This is a genomic window from Comamonas testosteroni, assembly GCF_030505195.1.
GTDB lineage: Bacteria > Pseudomonadota > Gammaproteobacteria > Burkholderiales > Burkholderiaceae_C > Comamonas > Comamonas testosteroni_G.
In genome coordinates this window covers 3,221,147-3,237,996 of the sequence record NZ_CP129672.1, presented here as the reverse complement: position 1 = coordinate 3,237,996, position 16,850 = coordinate 3,221,147, and the positions used below count along the sequence as shown (strand labels likewise).

At 61.6% G+C, this 16,850-nt stretch carries 14 protein-coding genes; 9 read left to right on the top strand and 5 right to left on the bottom strand.

Annotation, left to right across the window (positions count from 1 at the left end):
• Window positions 1–151: 151 nt before the first annotated feature.
• The gene (locus QYQ99_RS14905; RefSeq protein WP_302088883.1) at window positions 152–2,239 is read right to left on the bottom strand and encodes a pseudouridine synthase; all 2,088 of its coding nucleotides are present in this window, start codon (window positions 2,237–2,239) and stop codon (window positions 152–154) included.
• Between the two features lie 84 nt (window positions 2,240–2,323).
• Window positions 2,324–3,055 (bottom strand): Crp/Fnr family transcriptional regulator, encoded by a 732-nt coding sequence (locus tag QYQ99_RS14900; protein WP_302088882.1) that lies wholly within the window; start codon window positions 3,053–3,055, stop codon window positions 2,324–2,326.
• A 226-nt stretch (window positions 3,056–3,281) separates the two neighbouring features.
• On the opposite strand from QYQ99_RS14900, the gene QYQ99_RS14895 reads away from it, so the two are divergent.
• The 8 genes from QYQ99_RS14895 to QYQ99_RS14860 all read left to right on the top strand — a co-directional run bounded on the left by QYQ99_RS14895 (window position 3,282) and on the right by QYQ99_RS14860 (window position 13,247).
• On the top strand, window positions 3,282–5,219 hold the full coding sequence (locus QYQ99_RS14895; protein WP_302088881.1) for an AMP-dependent synthetase/ligase: 1,938 nt from the start codon (window positions 3,282–3,284) through the stop codon (window positions 5,217–5,219).
• Window positions 5,220–5,230: 11 nt separating this feature from the next.
• The gene (locus tag QYQ99_RS14890; protein WP_003073630.1) at window positions 5,231–6,016 is read left to right on the top strand and encodes an ABC transporter ATP-binding protein; all 786 of its coding nucleotides are present in this window, start codon (window positions 5,231–5,233) and stop codon (window positions 6,014–6,016) included.
• A gap of 10 nt (window positions 6,017–6,026) precedes the next feature.
• Window positions 6,027–6,956 carry a branched-chain amino acid ABC transporter permease gene (locus QYQ99_RS14885; protein WP_302088880.1) on the top strand — a complete coding sequence of 310 codons (930 nt, stop codon included), beginning with the start codon at window positions 6,027–6,029 and terminating at the stop codon, window positions 6,954–6,956.
• Window positions 6,957–6,973: 17 nt separating this feature from the next.
• Window positions 6,974–8,038, top strand: coding sequence for a branched-chain amino acid ABC transporter permease (locus QYQ99_RS14880; protein WP_302088879.1), 1,065 nt, complete (start codon window positions 6,974–6,976; stop codon window positions 8,036–8,038).
• Window positions 8,039–8,221: 183 nt separating this feature from the next.
• Entirely contained in the window at window positions 8,222–9,538 is a 1,317-nt protein-coding gene (locus tag QYQ99_RS14875; protein WP_302088878.1) for an ABC transporter substrate-binding protein, read from the top strand.
• A 198-nt stretch (window positions 9,539–9,736) separates the two neighbouring features.
• Window positions 9,737–10,576, top strand: a complete 840-nt coding sequence (locus QYQ99_RS14870) for an ABC transporter ATP-binding protein (RefSeq protein WP_302088877.1) — start codon at window positions 9,737–9,739, stop codon at window positions 10,574–10,576.
• Window positions 10,577–10,735: 159 nt separating this feature from the next.
• Entirely contained in the window at window positions 10,736–11,983 is a 1,248-nt protein-coding gene (locus tag QYQ99_RS14865; RefSeq protein WP_302088876.1) for a phenylacetate--CoA ligase family protein, read from the top strand.
• A gap of 274 nt (window positions 11,984–12,257) precedes the next feature.
• Entirely contained in the window at window positions 12,258–13,247 is a 990-nt protein-coding gene (locus tag QYQ99_RS14860) for a tripartite tricarboxylate transporter substrate-binding protein (protein WP_302088875.1), read from the top strand.
• 77 nt (window positions 13,248–13,324) lie between these two features.
• Here QYQ99_RS14860 and QYQ99_RS14855 read toward each other — a convergent pair whose 3' ends face one another.
• The 3 genes from QYQ99_RS14855 to QYQ99_RS14845 all read right to left on the bottom strand — a co-directional run bounded on the left by QYQ99_RS14855 (window position 13,325) and on the right by QYQ99_RS14845 (window position 15,622).
• The gene (locus QYQ99_RS14855) at window positions 13,325–13,645 is read right to left on the bottom strand and encodes a DUF1840 domain-containing protein (RefSeq protein WP_302088874.1); all 321 of its coding nucleotides are present in this window, start codon (window positions 13,643–13,645) and stop codon (window positions 13,325–13,327) included.
• A 12-nt stretch (window positions 13,646–13,657) separates the two neighbouring features.
• On the bottom strand, window positions 13,658–14,929 hold the full coding sequence (locus QYQ99_RS14850) for an SAM-dependent methyltransferase (protein ID WP_302088873.1): 1,272 nt from the start codon (window positions 14,927–14,929) through the stop codon (window positions 13,658–13,660).
• A gap of 75 nt (window positions 14,930–15,004) precedes the next feature.
• Window positions 15,005–15,622, bottom strand: coding sequence for a hypothetical protein (locus QYQ99_RS14845; RefSeq protein WP_302088872.1), 618 nt, complete (start codon window positions 15,620–15,622; stop codon window positions 15,005–15,007).
• Between the two features lie 42 nt (window positions 15,623–15,664).
• On the opposite strand from QYQ99_RS14845, the gene QYQ99_RS14840 reads away from it, so the two are divergent.
• On the top strand, window positions 15,665–16,846 hold the full coding sequence (locus QYQ99_RS14840; RefSeq protein WP_302088871.1) for an aminopeptidase: 1,182 nt from the start codon (window positions 15,665–15,667) through the stop codon (window positions 16,844–16,846).
• The last annotated feature ends 4 nt before the right edge of the window (window positions 16,847–16,850 follow it).

Here is a 16,850-nt window from a genome sequence, read left to right as displayed (position 1 = left end):
GAATAGCTACTTGCGCTTATCAGCAAAGAGATAGATGCCATTTCCACTTAAAAATGGCGTCACCCTTGCCTGAGGGGCAGCGAGCAAAAGCCGCCTTGCGGCGAAGCTGCCCGTCCCCCTTGGGGGAAGCGGCGGAGCCGCTCAGGGGGTATCAAAAGCTTTCATGCGCCGCCAGATAGCGCCATTGGCCGGTGGGCAGATTGCCCAGGCTCACGCCGCCGATGCGGATGCGCTTGAGGCCCACTACCTTGAGGCCGACCTGCTCGCACATGCGGCGAATCTGGCGCTTCTTGCCTTCGGTCAGCACAAAGCGCAGCTGCTCGGGGTTCTGCCAGTCCACCTGGGCCGGCTTGAGCGGCTGCTCGTCCAGCGACAGACCGTGGCGCAGCAGAGCCAGCTTTTCCTCGGGGAAGACGGACTGCACATCCACATCGCGATCGCCGAAGGTCACACGCACCAGGTATTCCTTGTCGACTTCCGAGTCCTCGCCAATGATCTGGCGCGCCACACGGCCGTCCTGCGTCAGCACCAGCAGACCCACGGAATCGATGTCAAGACGGCCGCAGGGAGCCAGGCCCTTGAGCTGGCTGAAGTTGAAGCGCGTCTTGCTGCGGTCTTCGTTCCAGCGGTTCTCGTTGGTGATCAGCACCACGGCAGGCTCGTGGCCGTCCTCGGCCTGACCGCTGACATAGCCCATGGGCTTGTTCAGCAGGATGGTGACCTGCTGGTCCTGACGGTCCTGAGCCCTCTGGTCGATCTCGATCCTGTCGCCGGGCACCACGTTCTGGCCCATGATTGCGACTTCGCCGTTGACCTTGACCCAGCCGTTTTCCACCCACTCATCGGCTTCGCGACGCGAGCACAGGCCCATGTCGGCAATGCGCTTGTTGATGCGAATCGCTCCGGGACGATCGTCCTGGCGCGCATCCGCTTCAGGCGCACGCTTGACGGGAATCGCACGGTCCGAGCCATCCGCAGCGGGCCGGTAGGTGCGAATGCCGGTCGTGGGGCGGCGAGTGGCCTCCGATACAAACGAACCGGGAATATGACGCTTTTCAGGCTCGCCACCACGGTCGTCGCGGCGTTCGCCACGGCGCTCGTCGTTGCGACGGTCACCACGATCAAAGGAGCGGCCTTCGGGACGGTCACCGTAGCCACGGTTCTGCGGACGATCACCAAAGTCGCGGCCTTGCGGGCGATCGCCACCACGGCGCTCGCCATCACGGGGCTGGTATTCGCGGCGTTCACCACCTTCGGAGCGGTCTGGGCGAGCAAAACCACGGTTTTGCGGACGGTCACCAAAGTCACGACCTTGAGGACGCTCATCGCGGCGGCCTTCAAAGCGATCACCGCCACGACGTTCGTCGTCGCGTGGACGGAATTCACGGCGCTCGCCACCTTCGGAACGCTCAAAACGGCCCTGGTCAGGACGGCCAAAACCGGACGAGCGAGGACGGTCACCAAAGTCACGGCCGCCTTGAGGACGGTCATCACGGCGGTCGTCACGGGGACGGAATTCACGACGCTCTCCGCCTTCGAAGCGCTCAGAGCGGCCCTGGTCGGGACGGCCAAAACCGGACGAGCGTGGACGGTCGCCAAAGTCACGGCCGCCTTGAGGACGGTCATCACGGCGGTCGTCACGAGGACGGAATTCACGACGCTCTCCGCCTTCGGTGCGCTCAAAGCGGCCCTGGTCGGGACGGCCAAAACCGGACGAACGTGGACGGTCGCCAAAGTCACGGCCGCCTTGAGGACGGTCATCACGGCGGTCGTCACGGGGACGGAACTCGCGGCGCTCGCCACTGCGATCACCATCACGCGACTCGCCATAGGGGCGGAAACCTCGATCACCGCCGCCAAAGCGACGCTCGCCGCCTTCGGCAAAGCGGTCATCGCGATCAGAGCGGGGACGGCGCTCGTCGCGCTGCGAGAAGCCGCCGCTGCGTTCGCCCTCGTCACGAGCAGGACGACCACCATCGGGGCGACCAAAGCCGGAAGCGCGGGGACGTTCGTCGCGCTCACGCTGAGGGCGTGCGCCACGCTCGCCACGCGGGCCTTCGCTGCGCGGGCCGCGATCGGAGCCGCCTGCGGGCCGGGAGCCACGGGCTGCCGCGGGCTTTTCCGCCTTGGCTGGCTTGGCCGGTGCACGCAAAACAGGACGCGCCGACGAGGAATCAGAGGGCGCTGAGGAATTGCCAGCACCAGGGGCGCCGGACTCTTTAGGAGGTTTGACTGACATTTGGGCGTAATTGTCTCGCGACGCGCGGACGCGAGGCTAGAGTTATCCACAATTCCAGCGCGGAGCTAGGTTATAGGGCGTCTCTCAGGCAAGCGCCTTGCGCGATGCGCAGAACTCTCCATGCCGCAATGCCTCCAGGTCCAGTACGCGCAGACCGCCATACTCGATCTGGATCACACGCTCGCGCTGCAGCACGGACAAGGCCTCATTCACACGCTGACGTGACAGGCCCACCAGATTGGCCAGTTCCTGCTGAGTGATGCGCAGAATCTGCCCCACGCCGGGATAGAGCAAGGGGTTGAACAAAGCTGCCAGAGTGCGCGCCACGCGCAGATCGGGGTTACTCATGCGGTCGATCTCGCGCGCCGCGATGAACTGGCCTAGGCGCTCGTTGAGCTGGTTCATTACAAAACGATTGAAGCCTATGGAGTGATCAAGCAGCCAGTGAAACATGTCTATGGGCAGGCCGCCCACAACGGTCTTGCGGATGGCCTGCACGTTGTAGCGATAAGGCTCGCGCTTGATGACCGTTCCCTCGCCAAACCAGCCACCGGGCGGCAGACCGGCCAGCGTCATGCTGACTCCGTCGGCGCTTTCGGTGTTCATCTTGAGCAGGCCGTCGACCACGCCAAACCAGTAGGTAGGCGGGCGACCGGTGCGACAGACATAGTCGCCCGGCTCGGCATCGCCGACAAGCAGCACGCGTTCCACGTTTTCACGCTCTATGGGCAACAGGACGGGCCACCAGGGAATGCCATCGAGTTCTGAGCTCAAAGGCTTGCGCCGCCTTTGATGCAGGGACAGTTCTTGACTCATGCCCAGAAGCATTGCCAAAGCCGCGCTGGCGCAACAGCGGGATTTCCACGAGGCAGCAAATGCGCCATTTTCAGCAGCATTTGTTACAGCGGATTTTCACTATGCAGGCTTTCCCTCAAATTGTCGTCAAACAGACATCCTGACGTCAAAGTCGCTCATAGCATGTCTGCAAGACTTTCGTGAAGGGTAGCCGCGGCGGCTCCAACCCCAACCAAGAGGATCAGGCATGACAACCACGTTCCCGCAACTGCTGCTCAAGCACGCGACAGAACGCCCCGATGCGCCCGCACTGCGCGAGAAAGAGTATGGCATCTGGCAAACTTGGAGCTGGCGCGAAGCCGCACAAACCGTACGCCACATGGCCTGCGGCCTGCGCGCGCTGGGGCTTCAAAGTGGCAAGAACCTGGCGTTCATCAGCGATAACCGGCCCCATGTCTACATGGGCTTTCTGGCCGTTCAGGCCTGTGGCGCAGTGCCCATTCCGCTGTACCAGGATGCTGTGGCCGCCGAGATGCGCTTTGTGATGGAGGACGCGGAGATCGCGTTTGCCTTCGCAGAGAACCAGGAACAGGTGGACAAGCTGCTGGAGGTTCGCGAAAGCGTTCCCGGCATTCGTCACATCATCTATGACGATCCGCGCGGCCTGCGCAAATATGATCAACCCGGCCTCATCAGCACCGAGGAGCTGCTGGCCAAGGGCAAGGAATGGGATGCACAGCACCCGGGAGCCTATGAGGCCATGGTCCAGGCCATCTCGCCCGATGATGTCTCGGTCATCCTCTACACCTCGGGTACCACGGGCAAGCCCAAGGGGGTGTGCCAGACCCATGCCAGCTTTGGCGAATCTGCCCGCGGCGGCGTCCAGACCGACAGCCTGAATGCGACGGACAATGTGATCTGCTACCTGCCCCCGGCCTGGGTGGGAGACCATCTGTTCTCGTTTGCGCAATGGCTGGTGGCAGGCTTCACCATCAACTGCCCGGAATCTGCCTCGACCATCGCCATCGACCTGCGCGAGATCGGCCCCAGCTACTACTTTGCTCCGCCGCGCATATTCGAGGGCATGCTGACCTCGGTTTCCATCCGCATGGAAGATGCGTCGCCGCTCAAGCAATGGATGTATGCCAAGGCCATGGAGGTGGCACGTCGCGTCGGCTCTGACATTCTGGACGGCAAGAACGTCGGTGCCGTGGATCGCCTCAAATACCAGCTGGGCAGCTTGTTCATCTACGGGCCGCTGCGCAATGCACTGGGCCTGTCGCGCATCCGCGTGGCCTATACGGCAGGCGCTGCCATCGGCCCCGAGCTGTTTCGCTTCTTCCGCTCCATCGGCATCAACCTCAAGCAGCTCTACGGTCAAACCGAAACCTGTGCCTATGTCTGCCTGCAGCGCGACCGCCAGGTGGAACTCTCCAGCGTGGGCCAGGCCGCACCGGGCATCGAACTCAAGATCGCCGACAACGGCGAGGTGCTGGTCAAGGGCGTGTCCGTGCTCAAGGAGTACTACAAGCGCCCCGACGCCACGGCCGAGGTGATTGATGCCAGCGGCTATTTCCATACTGGCGATGCCGGGGTAATCGACGCCAACGGCCAGTTGCGCATCATCGATCGCGCCAAAGATGTGGGCAAGACCAGCCGCGGCGCCATGTTCGCGCCCAACTACATAGAAAACAAGCTCAAGTTCTTCCCGCATATCAAGGAAGCCGTGTGCTTCGGTCATGGCAAGGACGAGGTCTGCGCCTTCATCAACATTGACTACGAAGCCGTGGGCAACTGGGCCGAGCGCCAGGGCCTTCCGTACGGTGGCTATGTGGACCTGGCCAGCAAGGCTAAGGTGCTGGAGCTGGTGGCCGACTGCATAGACAAGGTCAATGCCGATCTGGCCTGCGAGCCCGGCATGGCCGACACCCAGGTGGCGCGCTTTCTGGTGCTGCACAAGGAGCTGGACCCCGATGACGACGAGCTGACACGCACCCGCAAGGTGCGCCGCAACTTCATCGCCGACAAGTACGGCGTGCTGGTGGAGGCACTCTACACCGGCAAGCAGCAGCAGTTCATCGAGACCCTGGTGAAGTTCGAGGACGGCCGCACAGGCAGCGTCAGCGCCACGCTGACCATCGTTGAAGCCAAGCTCCACCCGGCTTCGGCCAAGGCTGCCGCCTGAGAGGAATTTTCATGAATACAAGAACCAGCGGCGACGTGATCCTGGACATCAAGAACATCAGTCTGCGTTTCGGCGGCGTCAAGGCCTTGACCGATATCTCGTTCAATGTCAAAGAGCACGAAATCCGCTCCATCATCGGCCCCAACGGTGCCGGCAAGAGCTCCATGCTCAACTGCATCAACGGCGTCTATACACCGTCCGAAGGCTCCATCACCTTTCGCGGCCAGACCTTCAGTCATATGAACAGCCGCCAGGTGGCCGAGATGGGTGTCGCACGCACCTTCCAGAACCTGGCGCTGTTCAAGGGCATGAGCGTGATCGACAACATCATGACCGGCCGCAACCTCAAGATCAGGAGCAACATCCTCATGCAGGCACTGCGCATCGGCCCTGCGCAGCGCGAGGAAATGCAGCACCGCGAGTTCGTCGAGCACATCATCGACTTTCTCGAAATCCAGGCCTATCGCAAGACTCCCGTGGGCCAGCTTCCCTACGGCCTGCAAAAGCGCGTGGACCTGGGACGGGCCCTGGCCATGGAGCCGCAGGTGCTGCTGCTGGACGAGCCCATGGCCGGCATGAACGTGGAAGAAAAGCAGGACATGTGCCGCTTCATCCTCGATGTGAACGAAGAGTTCGGCACCACCATAGTGCTCATCGAGCACGATATGGGCGTAGTCATGGACATCAGCGACCGTGTCGTGGTGCTGGACTACGGCAAGAAGATCGGCGACGGCGCTCCCGATGAAGTACGCAACAACGAAGACGTGATCCGCGCCTACCTGGGCGCAGGCCACTGAAGGAGCAGTCATGGGATTTTTCTTAGAGACATTGTTCGGCGGCCTCATGGTGGGCACGCTGTACGCACTGATCGCCATCGGCTTTGTGCTGATCTTCAAGGCCTCGGGCGTCTTCAACTTTGCGCAAGGTGCCATGGTGCTGTTTTCGGCCCTGGCCATGGCGCGCTTTTCGCAGTGGATTCCCGGCTGGCTGGGCATGGAGCCCGGCATCGTCGGCAACCTGCTGGCCATCGTCGTCACTCTGGCGCTGATGGTGGTCGTGGCCTGGGTGATAGAGCGGCTGGCCCTGCGCCATCTGGTCAATCAGGAGCCCATCACCTTGCTGATGGCCACGCTGGGCATTGCCTATCTGCTCGACGGCCTCGGCCCCATGGTCTTTGGCAGCGAGGTCTACAAGATTGACGTCGGCATGCCCAAGGACCCCGTCTTCATCATGGACAGCCTTTTTCAGGGCGGCGTGATGATCAGCCTGGAAGACCTGTATGCGGCCTGCATCGCCGCCATCCTGGTGATCTGCCTGAGCATCTTCTTTCAGAAAACCAAGACCGGGCGCGCCCTGCGTGCGGTCGCCGACGATCACCAGGCCGCGCAGTCCATCGGCATTCCGCTGTCGCGCATCTGGGTCATTGTCTGGTCGGTGGCCGGGGGCGTGGCTTTGGTCGTCGGCATCATCTGGGGCAGCAAGCTGGGCGTTCAGTATTCGCTGTCGCTGGTGGCCCTGAAGGCTTTGCCCGTGGTGATTCTGGGCGGCCTGACCTCGCTGCCCGGCGCCATCATCGGCGGCCTGATCATCGGCGTGGGCGAAAAGCTCTCCGAGGTCTACATCGGCCCCATGGTGGGCGGCGGCATCGAGACCTGGTTTGCCTATGGTCTGGCCCTTTGCTTCCTGCTGGTACGGCCCCAAGGTCTGTTCGGCGACAAAATCATTGACCGCGTCTGAACGGGGAGAACAAGAATATGTTTTATCGTGAAAACGGCCAGTTCAAGACCAGCTACGCAGCAGACCAGCAGATCTTCGGCGTCGCGCAGGACCGCTGGGTCATCCTGTTGGTGCTGGCCTTTGCCTTCCTGGCCATTCCCTTCATTGCCAGCGACTACACCTTTCAGGCGATTCTGATTCCCTTTGTCATCATGTCGCTGGCAGCGCTGGGGCTCAACATCCTCGTCGGCTACTGCGGCCAGATTTCGCTGGGTACCGCCGCCTTCATGGCCGTGGGTGCCTATGCGGCCTACAACCTTCAGGCCCGCATTGAAGGCATGCCCTTGCTGGTGGCGCTGATCGGCGGCGGCGTGGTGGCCATGGTGTTCGGCGTGGTGTTCGGCCTGCCCAGCCTGCGCATCCGCGGCCTGTATCTGGCCGTGGCCACGCTGGCTGCCCAGTTCTTTGTGGACTGGCTGGCGACCCGCGCGGCCTGGGTGACAAACAACTCCTCTTCCGGCTCCGTCAGCGCCAAGCCGCTGGCCATCCTGGGCTGGGCCATCGACACGCCCATGGAGAAATACCTGCTCTGCCTGGCAATCCTGTGTCTGCTCGCACTGGCCGCCAAGAATCTGGTGCGCAGCTCGGTCGGCCGCGAATGGATGGCCATGCGCGACATGGACGTGGCGGCAGCAGTGATCGGCATCCGCCCCACCTACGCCAAGCTCTCGGCCTTTGCCGTGAGCAGCTTCATCGTCGGCGTGGCCGGCGCGCTCTGGGGCTTTGTCCACCTGGGTGCCTGGGAACCTGCGGCTTTCAGCCTCGATCGTTCGCTGCAGTTGCTGTTCATGATCATCATCGGCGGCCTGGGCTCTGTCGTGGGCAGCATCTTCGGCGCCGCCTTCTTCGTGCTGCTGCCGCTGCTGCTCAACCAGGTACCCCACTGGCTGGACCTGCCGCTGTCCACGGCCACGGCCACCTATCTCGAGCACATGATTTTTGGTGCGCTCATCGTGTTCTTCCTGATTGTGGAACCCCACGGATTGGCCAAGCTGTGGGCCACGGCCCGTCAGAAGCTGCGTGTCTGGCCATTCCCGCATTGATGGCTCCCCCTGTGCCGCTGACGCGGCTTCCCCCAAGGGGACGGCACCTTCGCCTCGAGGCGACTCTTGCTAGGTGCCCCTGAAGTGCTGAGTGCTTGATTGAGAGATAGCTGATTTATTGACAAGACACCGCAGAGTGCCTGCCACCGGGACAGCGTCCCATACAACCCAAGGAGACAGTCGATGATGTTCAAGAAAGTTGCGATTGCTGCCGCTGCTGTTGCTGCAGGCATGGGAGCCTTGATGGCCTCACCTGCGGCTCAGGCCCAGGAGCAGTTCGTGCCTCTGCTGGTGTATCGCACGGGCCAGTTCGCGCCTCTGGGTATTCCATGGGCAGACGGCAAGCAAGATTACCTCAAGCTGGTCAATGCCAAGGGTGGCATCAACGGCGTGAAGATCAAATTCGAGGAATGCGAAACCGCCTATGACACGGCCAAGGGCGTGGAATGCTACGAGCGTCTGAAGAACAAGGACGGCGGCGCCTCCGGCTTTGACACCCAGTCCACCGGCATCACCTTTGCCGTGACCGACAAGGCTCCTGGCGACAAGGTGCCGGTGGTCACCCCGGGCTATGGCCTGTCCCAGTCCGTGGATGGCAAGGTTTTCGAGTGGAACTTCCCGCTGCTGGGCAACTACTGGACAGCCGCCGACTCCATCGTCCAGGACATCCTGAAGAAGGAAAAGGGCAGCCTCAAGGGCAAGAAGATTGCCCTCGTCTATCACGACTCGCCTTACGGCAAGGAACCCATTCCGCTGCTGGAAAAGCGCGCCGCCAAGGAAGGTTTCGAGCTGATCAAGCTGCCCGTGACCGCCCCCGGCGTGGAGCAAAAGTCCACCTGGCTGCAGATCCGCCAGAACCGCCCCGACTATGTGCTGCTGTGGTCGGCCGGCGTGATGACTCCTACGGCCGTGCGTGAGGCACAGGCCACAGGCTACCCACGCGAGAAGATGTATGCCGTGTGGTGGGGCGGCTCCGACCATGACGTCAAGGACATCGGTGCCGGTGCCAAGGGCTACAACACGGTGACCATCCACAACACGGCAGAGAGCGACAAGGTGCATGGCGACATCAAGTCCATGCTCTACGACAAGGGCCAGGGCACGGCCAAGGACGCCAAGGAACTGGGCCAGCTGGCACATACTCGCGGCGTGGTGATCTCCATGCTGCAGGTCGAGGCCATCCGTACCGCTCAGGAAAAGTTCGGCAAGGGCAAGGTCATGACACCCGAACAGGTGCGCTGGGGCCTGGAGAACCTGAACATGACGCAGGAACGCCTGAACGAGCTGGGCTTCGGCAAGATCATCCGCCCCTTCAAGACCAGCTGCGAAAACCACCTGGGCGCCGACTGGGCCCGTATCGCCACCTGGGACGGCGGCAAGTTCAAGGTGACTTCCGACTGGTACCAGGCCGACAAGTCCATGGTCGATCCGCTCTACAAGGAATTCGCGGAAAAGTACGCCAAGGAAAAGAACGTCAAGGTAAGAACCTGCACCCCCTGAGGCGCTTCGCGCCTTCCCCCTCACTGGCGCCTAGCGCCTGAGGGGGCGACATCCTCGCTGCGGCGAGGCCAGCACAGGTCCTTGCCTGATGTCTCTGACCAAGGCTCGCCTCATCGCAACCGGATTTACAAAAATCAGCTTCAAGCGCTTGCCCATAAAGTGCAGACAGCTATCTATTTTGAGTTACCAGGTGACCGCATGACCGATATCGCGCACACAGTTTCCAGTTCCGCCCAGACAGCACCGCTGGTGGAAGTCAATGGCATCGAGGTCATCTACAACCATGTGATCCTGGTGCTCAAGGGCGTCTCGCTGCAAGTCCCCCACCAGAGCATCGTGGCCCTGCTGGGCGGCAATGGCGCGGGCAAGACCACCACGCTGCGCGCCATCTCCAATCTGCTCAAGGGCGAGCGCGGCGAAGTCACCAAGGGCGGCATCACGTTGGAGGGCGAGCAGATCGCCAACCTCTCGCCCGCCGAACTTGTCAAGCGCGGAGTGGTCCAGGTCATGGAAGGACGCCACTGCTTCGCCCACCTGACGATCGAAGAAAATCTGCTCACCGGCAGCTACACACGCACGGACAAGGGCGAGATTGCAGCCAATCTCGAGAAGGTCTACAACTACTTCCCGCGCCTCAAGACCCGGCGCACCAGCCAGGCAGCCTACACCTCGGGCGGCGAGCAGCAGATGTGCGCCATCGGCCGCGCGCTGATGAGCAACCCGCGTATGGTGTTGCTCGACGAGCCCTCGATGGGTCTGGCTCCGCAGATCGTGGACGAGGTCTTTCACATCGTCAAAGACCTCAACAGCAAGGAAAAAGTCACCTTCCTGCTGGCCGAACAGAACACCAACATGGCGCTCAAATATGCCGACTACGGCTACATCATGGAAAGCGGGCGCATCGTCATGGACGGCTCAGCCAAGGACCTGGCCAGCAACGAGGACGTCAAGGAGTTCTATCTGGGCGTGGGCGGCGGCGAGCGCAAGAGCTTCAAGGACGTGAAGAGCTACAAGCGCAGAAAACGCTGGTTGGCTTGATGGCTGCCCCCTGAGGCGCTTCGCGCCTTCCCCCGAAGGGGACGACAGCCTCGCTGCGCGGCGGCGCTTGCTCGCTGTCTCTGCCTTGGTGCGCGCCAGTTTTTAGCTTGCGCCCATTGACTTCAGTTTTGCTTGCAGATTTTCTCTACAGGATTTGCCATGAGTGATTTCTACGATGCCCTGGAAACCCGCAGCCCCGAGCAGCGCGAAGCCGACTGCATGACCAGCCTGCCGCTGCAGATTGCCCATGCACAGCAGCGCTCCAGCGCTTTTGCCGAAATTCTCAAAGGTGTGGATGCGTCCCGTATCACCAGCCGCACCGCGCTGGCCCAGCTGCCAGTCACGCGCAAGAGCGAGCTGCTGGAGCGCCAGGCCGCGCAGCGTCCGCAGCAGATTTTTGGCGGATTCAATGCCATTGGCCTTGGCCACGACATGCCCAGGCTGTTTGCCAGCCCCGGCCCCATCTACGAGCCCGAAAGCCGCCGCCCCGACTACTGGCGCATGGCCCGCTCCATGTGCGCCGCAGGCTTCAAGGCTGGCGAGCTGGTGCACAACTGCTTCAGCTATCACTTCGTGCCCGCCGGATCGATGATGGAAACCGGTGCCCAGGCCCTGGGCTGCACGGTGTTTGCCGGCGGCACGGGCCAGACCGAGCAGCAGGTGCAGGCCATGGCCGATCTTCGGCCTGCAGCCTATGTGGGTACGCCCAGTTTTCTGAAAATCATTGTGGAAAAGGCCCAGGAGATGGGAGTGAAGCTGCCCAGCCTGACCAAGGCCATGGTCAGCGGCGAGGCCTTCCCTCCCTCGCTCAGCCAATGGATGCGCGAGCATGGCATAGACGCCTACCAAAGCTATGGCACGGCCGATCTGGGCCTGATCGCCTATGAGACCAGCGCCCGGGAAGGCCTGGTGCTGGACGAGGGCGTGATCGTGGAGATCGTGCGCCCCGGAACCGGCGACCCTGTGGCCGAGGGCGAGGTGGGCGAGCTGGTCATCACCACGCTCAACCCCGACTATCCGCTGATCCGCTTTGGCACGGGTGACCTCTCGGCCTACCTTCCGGGAATCTGCCCCACGGGCCGTACCAATGCCCGCATCAAGGGCTGGATGGGCCGCGCCGACCAGACCACCAAGGTCCGCGGCATGTTCGTGCATGCCAAACAGGTGGCCGAGGTCGTCAAGCGCTTTCCGCAGATCGCCAAGGCCAGGCTGGTGGTGACGGGTGAGATGGCCAACGACCAGATGCAGTTGCTGGTGGAAACCACGGAAACCGCGCCGGGCTTTGCCCTGCAGGTGATCGACGCCTTGCGCGAAGTTACCAAGCTGCGCGGCGAGGTGCAGATGGTAGCCCCCGGCAGCCTGCCCAACGACGGCAAGGTGATCGAGGACGCGCGCTCCTACCAGTGAAGATCTGAAGAGCTGCCGGCATTCGGCTGGCTCTGCGGCTTCAAGGTTTTGTACGGGGACTTGAGCTTGACCAAGTTCCTGCACATGTGTCGCCAATACGCTACAGGCAATCGTTTTGCTTTGGCGCAAATGCAATGTGATCGCCCGCTCCATCAAGGGATAACACTTAGAAAATAACAAAAACCCCACAGATTAGCGCTACCTAGAATCCGGCTTTACGTCACGAAAAGCGAACCGTCCTGGTCTGCTTGCACATTATTTTTAGGGAGACACTGTGAAAACTATTTTCAAGATCGCCACCATTGCTCTGGCAGCCACCGCTGCCATCAGCAGCCATGCTGACAGCTACCCTGCCGCTGGCAAGACGATCACGATCATTGTGCCTTTCACGGCAGGCGGCCCCACCGACAAAGTGGCACGCGACCTGGCCGAATCCATGCGCAAGCAACTGAACAACGCCACCATCGTCATCGACAACGCAGACGGTGCCGGCAGCACAATTGGCACGGCCAAGGCTGCACGCGCACGCAATGACGGCTACACGCTGCTGCTGACGCATATCGGCATGTCCACCATCCCGACGCTGTACCGCAAGCTGTCCTTCAACGTGCTCAACGACTTCGAGTACGCCGGCATCATCAACGATGTGCCCATGACGCTGATCGGCCGCCCCACCCTGCCCGCCAAGAACTTCGCCGAAGTCAAGGACTGGGTCAGCAAGAACCAGGGCAAGGTGAATCTGGCCAACGCCGGAGTGGGCTCGGCCTCGCACCTGTGCGGCCTGATGTTCCAGGCCTCGCTGCAGCAGGACATGACGCCCGTGCCCTACAAGGGTGCAGCTCCTGCGATTGCCGACCTGATGGGCAACCAGGTGGACCTGCTGTGCGACCAGACCACCAACACCACTTCGCAGATTGCCGCCAAGAAGGTTCAGGCCTATGCCGTGACCACTGCCAAGCCGCTGTCCACGCCTGCACTCAAGGACCTGCCCACGCTGCAGTCCCTGGGTCTGAAGGACTTCAACGTGACCATCTGGCACGGCCTGTACGCCCCCAAGGGCACGCCTGCCGATGTGGTGCAAAAGATCAACGAAGCCATGAAGGCTTCGCTCAAGGACCCCGAGTTCATCAAGCGCCAGGAAGCCCTGGGAGCCGTGATTGCCACGGACGACCGTACCAACCCTGCCGGCCACAAAAAGTTTGTGGAGTCTGAAATCGCCAAGTGGGGCAAGGTCATCAAAGCCGCCGGCATCTACGCCGACTGATAGGGCACGCGCTCGTCGAAACAAAAAAGCCTGCATTAGCAGGCTTTTTTGTTGGGGCGGCCAAGAGGCGACTGGACTTACCAGGTCACTTCCTTGCCATCGGCAGCACTGCGCCTGAGCATGTCGACAAAAGGCACGATGCGTTGGCCCAGGGCCACGCTGTCCTGGCTGGCAGGCGCTGCATCCTCTTCCTGTGCGTCGTCTTCCAGCTGCTTGCGCCTGACTGCCTCCTCGGCGGCAGCCGCCTCCAGAGCGGCAATGGCTGCCGGAATCTGCTCCACGGTGATGATGCCGTGTACCTCGTCGGGCGACTTGCCGATGATTTCCAGCAGCTTGCGGCCATTGGCGTCCAGCATGATGAGGTCTGCCGTGGCACGCGATTTGAATTTGTAGGGCATGGAGCGGTTCCTTCAACGGTAGATGTATTCGCGGTTAAAAGGATAGCCGCTCTGTGCACCGGTCATCGCGCCGCTGTGCAGATCGCCATCGGGTTTGCAGCAAAGCATCTGATGCAGCGCAATCCAGCCATGCTCGAAGCCCATGCCCGATCCTGCTAGATAGAGGCGGTAGGCACGCAGCGCCTTGGCGGCTTTTTCCTCGTCATACTGGGCCTGCAAAATGGCCTGGGCCTCGCCCAGCCGGCTCTCCAGCGTATCCGACCAGGCCCAGAGCGTGCGTGCATAGTGCGGGCGCAGGTTCTCGGTGTCCACCATCTCCAACCCGCTGGCAGCCAGGTCATGCAGCACGCGGCTGACATGCATGAGCTCGCCCCCGGGAAAGATGTAACGGTTTATAAACTCACCCATGCCGGCGCCCAGCTCCACATTGCTGACGCCGCCCGCCGTGATGCCATGGACCAATGCAAGACCGCCAGGCCTGAGCATGGAATAAATGGTTTCGAAGTATTCCTGCAGATTGGCGCTGCCAACGTGCTCGAACATGCCGACCGAGCCGATCTTGTCGAACGGCTCCACATCACCCATTTGCCGGTAATCACGCAGCTCGACCTGAACCTTGCCCTGCAAACCCTTCTCGGCGATCAGGCGCTGCACATGCTCGAACTGGTTGCGCGACAGAGTGATGCCATGGGCCTGAACACCGTAATGCTCGGCCGCCCAGAAGATCAATCCGCCCCAGCCGGAGCCGATGTCCCAGAAGCGCTCACCAGGCTGGAGCTTGAGCTTTTTGCAGATGTGATCGAGCTTGGCCTCCTGTGCCTGGGCCAGAGTCATGTTCTGCTCCTTGTAGTACGCACAGGAATAGACGCGGCGCGGATCCAGCCACAGCGCGTAGAAGTCATCGGAAAGATCGTAATGAAACTGAATCTGCTCGGCATCACGCGTCAGCGTGTGCATGGCCAGCGACCTGGCCTTGGAAACCGTCTGCCCCAACCACGAGGGTGCATGGCTGACCGGATCGCCGCGCAGCAGTCCGGCAGCAGCAGCCATGATGTCGCGGGAGCTGCCCTTGACCTCCACCCAGCCTTCGACGATGGCCGAGCCGATCGAGCCGATCTGGCCGTCCAGCAGCGCAGCCAGGGCCTTGGGGGAGCGGAAAATGAGTTGAACCGCACTGCGCTCAGACCCGATGCGCTCGCCCGATGGAAGTTCTACCGATGCCGTCACAGGAAGTCTTGCTAGCAGCGGCTCCAATGTGCTCAACAGGTTTTTCATGAAAACCATTGTTCACATCGACTATGGCAGGGTCAAGACGGGAAACTTCTCCAAACCCCAAACTGCCCTGGGCCCGAAAAGACCTCAGCTGCTGGCCTTCACCAGCTTTGCATAGGCTTTGAGAGTGCCGGGGGCTATCGACTGCAACACTTGCTCATAAGCCGTCTTGTGACGCGCCAGCAGGCGCATGGAGGCAACGGTGCGGCTGCGGCAGAACCAGTGGCAGGTGTGTTGCATCAGCATCAGTTCGGCCGTCATGGTGAAGGCTCGGCGCTTGCGCTCTTCCTCGTCGGCCGCATCCCCCACACGGGCAGCCGCCAGCGCCTGGGCATGAAGCTTCATGGTCTCGCGCACATCCATGGTGGCCGAAGGCAACACCCGGGTCATATAGGGCAGCGCCAGCGGCAGGGTGCTTGCACGCGTCTGCTCGGCCGGCAAGGTGGCGAATTCATCCGCGAAACGCTGAAACTGGCTCACCAGACTGCTCTCGGTATTGGCCAACACGGGCCAGATCTGTTCACGCCTGTGCGCATCCTTCTCGCCGATGACACGCAAATATCCCTCCATCAAATTGGCCATGAGCTTCTCGATCTGAAAGCGTGCCAGATGCTGGGCCAGAAGCTGGGTGTGCTGACGCTGCTCCTGCTTCTTGAGCACGTAGAGCACGGTGGCGACAATGATGACGAGCGTTAGAAAATCCATGAAGCGAAACCAGACAGGCGGACAAGCGCAATGAGAAAAAGGATGAGTGTAGTCAGCCTGAGGGCTTTGCTGGGAATTAGTGCTGCAATTGCAGGCCTGACGGGCTGCAGCAGCGCCGGCTATTACTGGCAAGGTTTCAAGGGACAGATGCAGATTCTTCAGGCCGCACGGCCTATTGATGAATGGATCGCCGAAGACAGCACCTCCGCAGCACTGCGTCAGCGCCTGCAGACCGCGCAACAGATGCGCCGCTTCGCCAGCCGGGAGCTGGCTTTGCCCGACAACGCCAGCTACACCCGCTACGCCCAACTGCAACGTCCGTTTGCGGTCTGGAACGTGGTGGCAGCCCCAGCCTACAGCCTGGAGATGCACCAATGGTGCTTCCCCATCACCGGCTGCATTGCCTACCGAGGCTACTTCAGCAAGAGCGACGCACAGGCGCAGGCGCTAACGCTTCAGTCCCAGGGGTTGGAAACCAGCATCTATGGCGTGCCGGCCTACTCTACGCTGGGCTATCTGAACTGGCTGGGCGGCGACCCCTTGCTCAGCACCTTCACCTCCTGGCAGGAGGGCGACTTTGCCGGCCTGCTGTTCCACGAACTGGCCCACCAGCTGCTGTATGTGAAGAACGACACGGCCTTCAACGAATCCTTTGCCTCCACGGTGGAGCGCATGGCCACACCTTTGTGGCTGCACAGCCATGCCAGCGCAACCACACAACAACGCTGGCAGCAGGGCCTGCAGCGGCGCGAGCTATGGCAGCAGCTGACGCGCAAGACCCGACAGCGCCTGCAACAGATTTATGAACAGAAAAATACTGAACCCTTTGATGCCAAAGCGCTGGAAGCCATCAAAAGCAAAGTATTTGACGAATTCCGCGCTACTTATACGCAGCTCAGAACGCAATGGATTGCCATTGACGAGCCCCTGCTGACCAGCATCGCCCTGCGCGAGCAGTATTACCGGCGCCTGACCCAGACCGATGAATGGGTGGCCCAGGCCAATAACGCCAGTTTCGGCGCCCTGGCCGCCTATGACGACTGGGTTCCCGCCATGACTAGCTGGTGGCTGCGGCTGCGCGGCGATAGCCCGCCCACGCGAGAAACCTGGCGCAGCTTCTATGCGCAGATGGGCGACCTGGCGGCCCTGCCCGCTGAAGAACGCAAGCTACGGCTATGCGCCCAATGGGGAGAAGCGGCAAAAACAGCGACTCAGTGTCAATAAATAT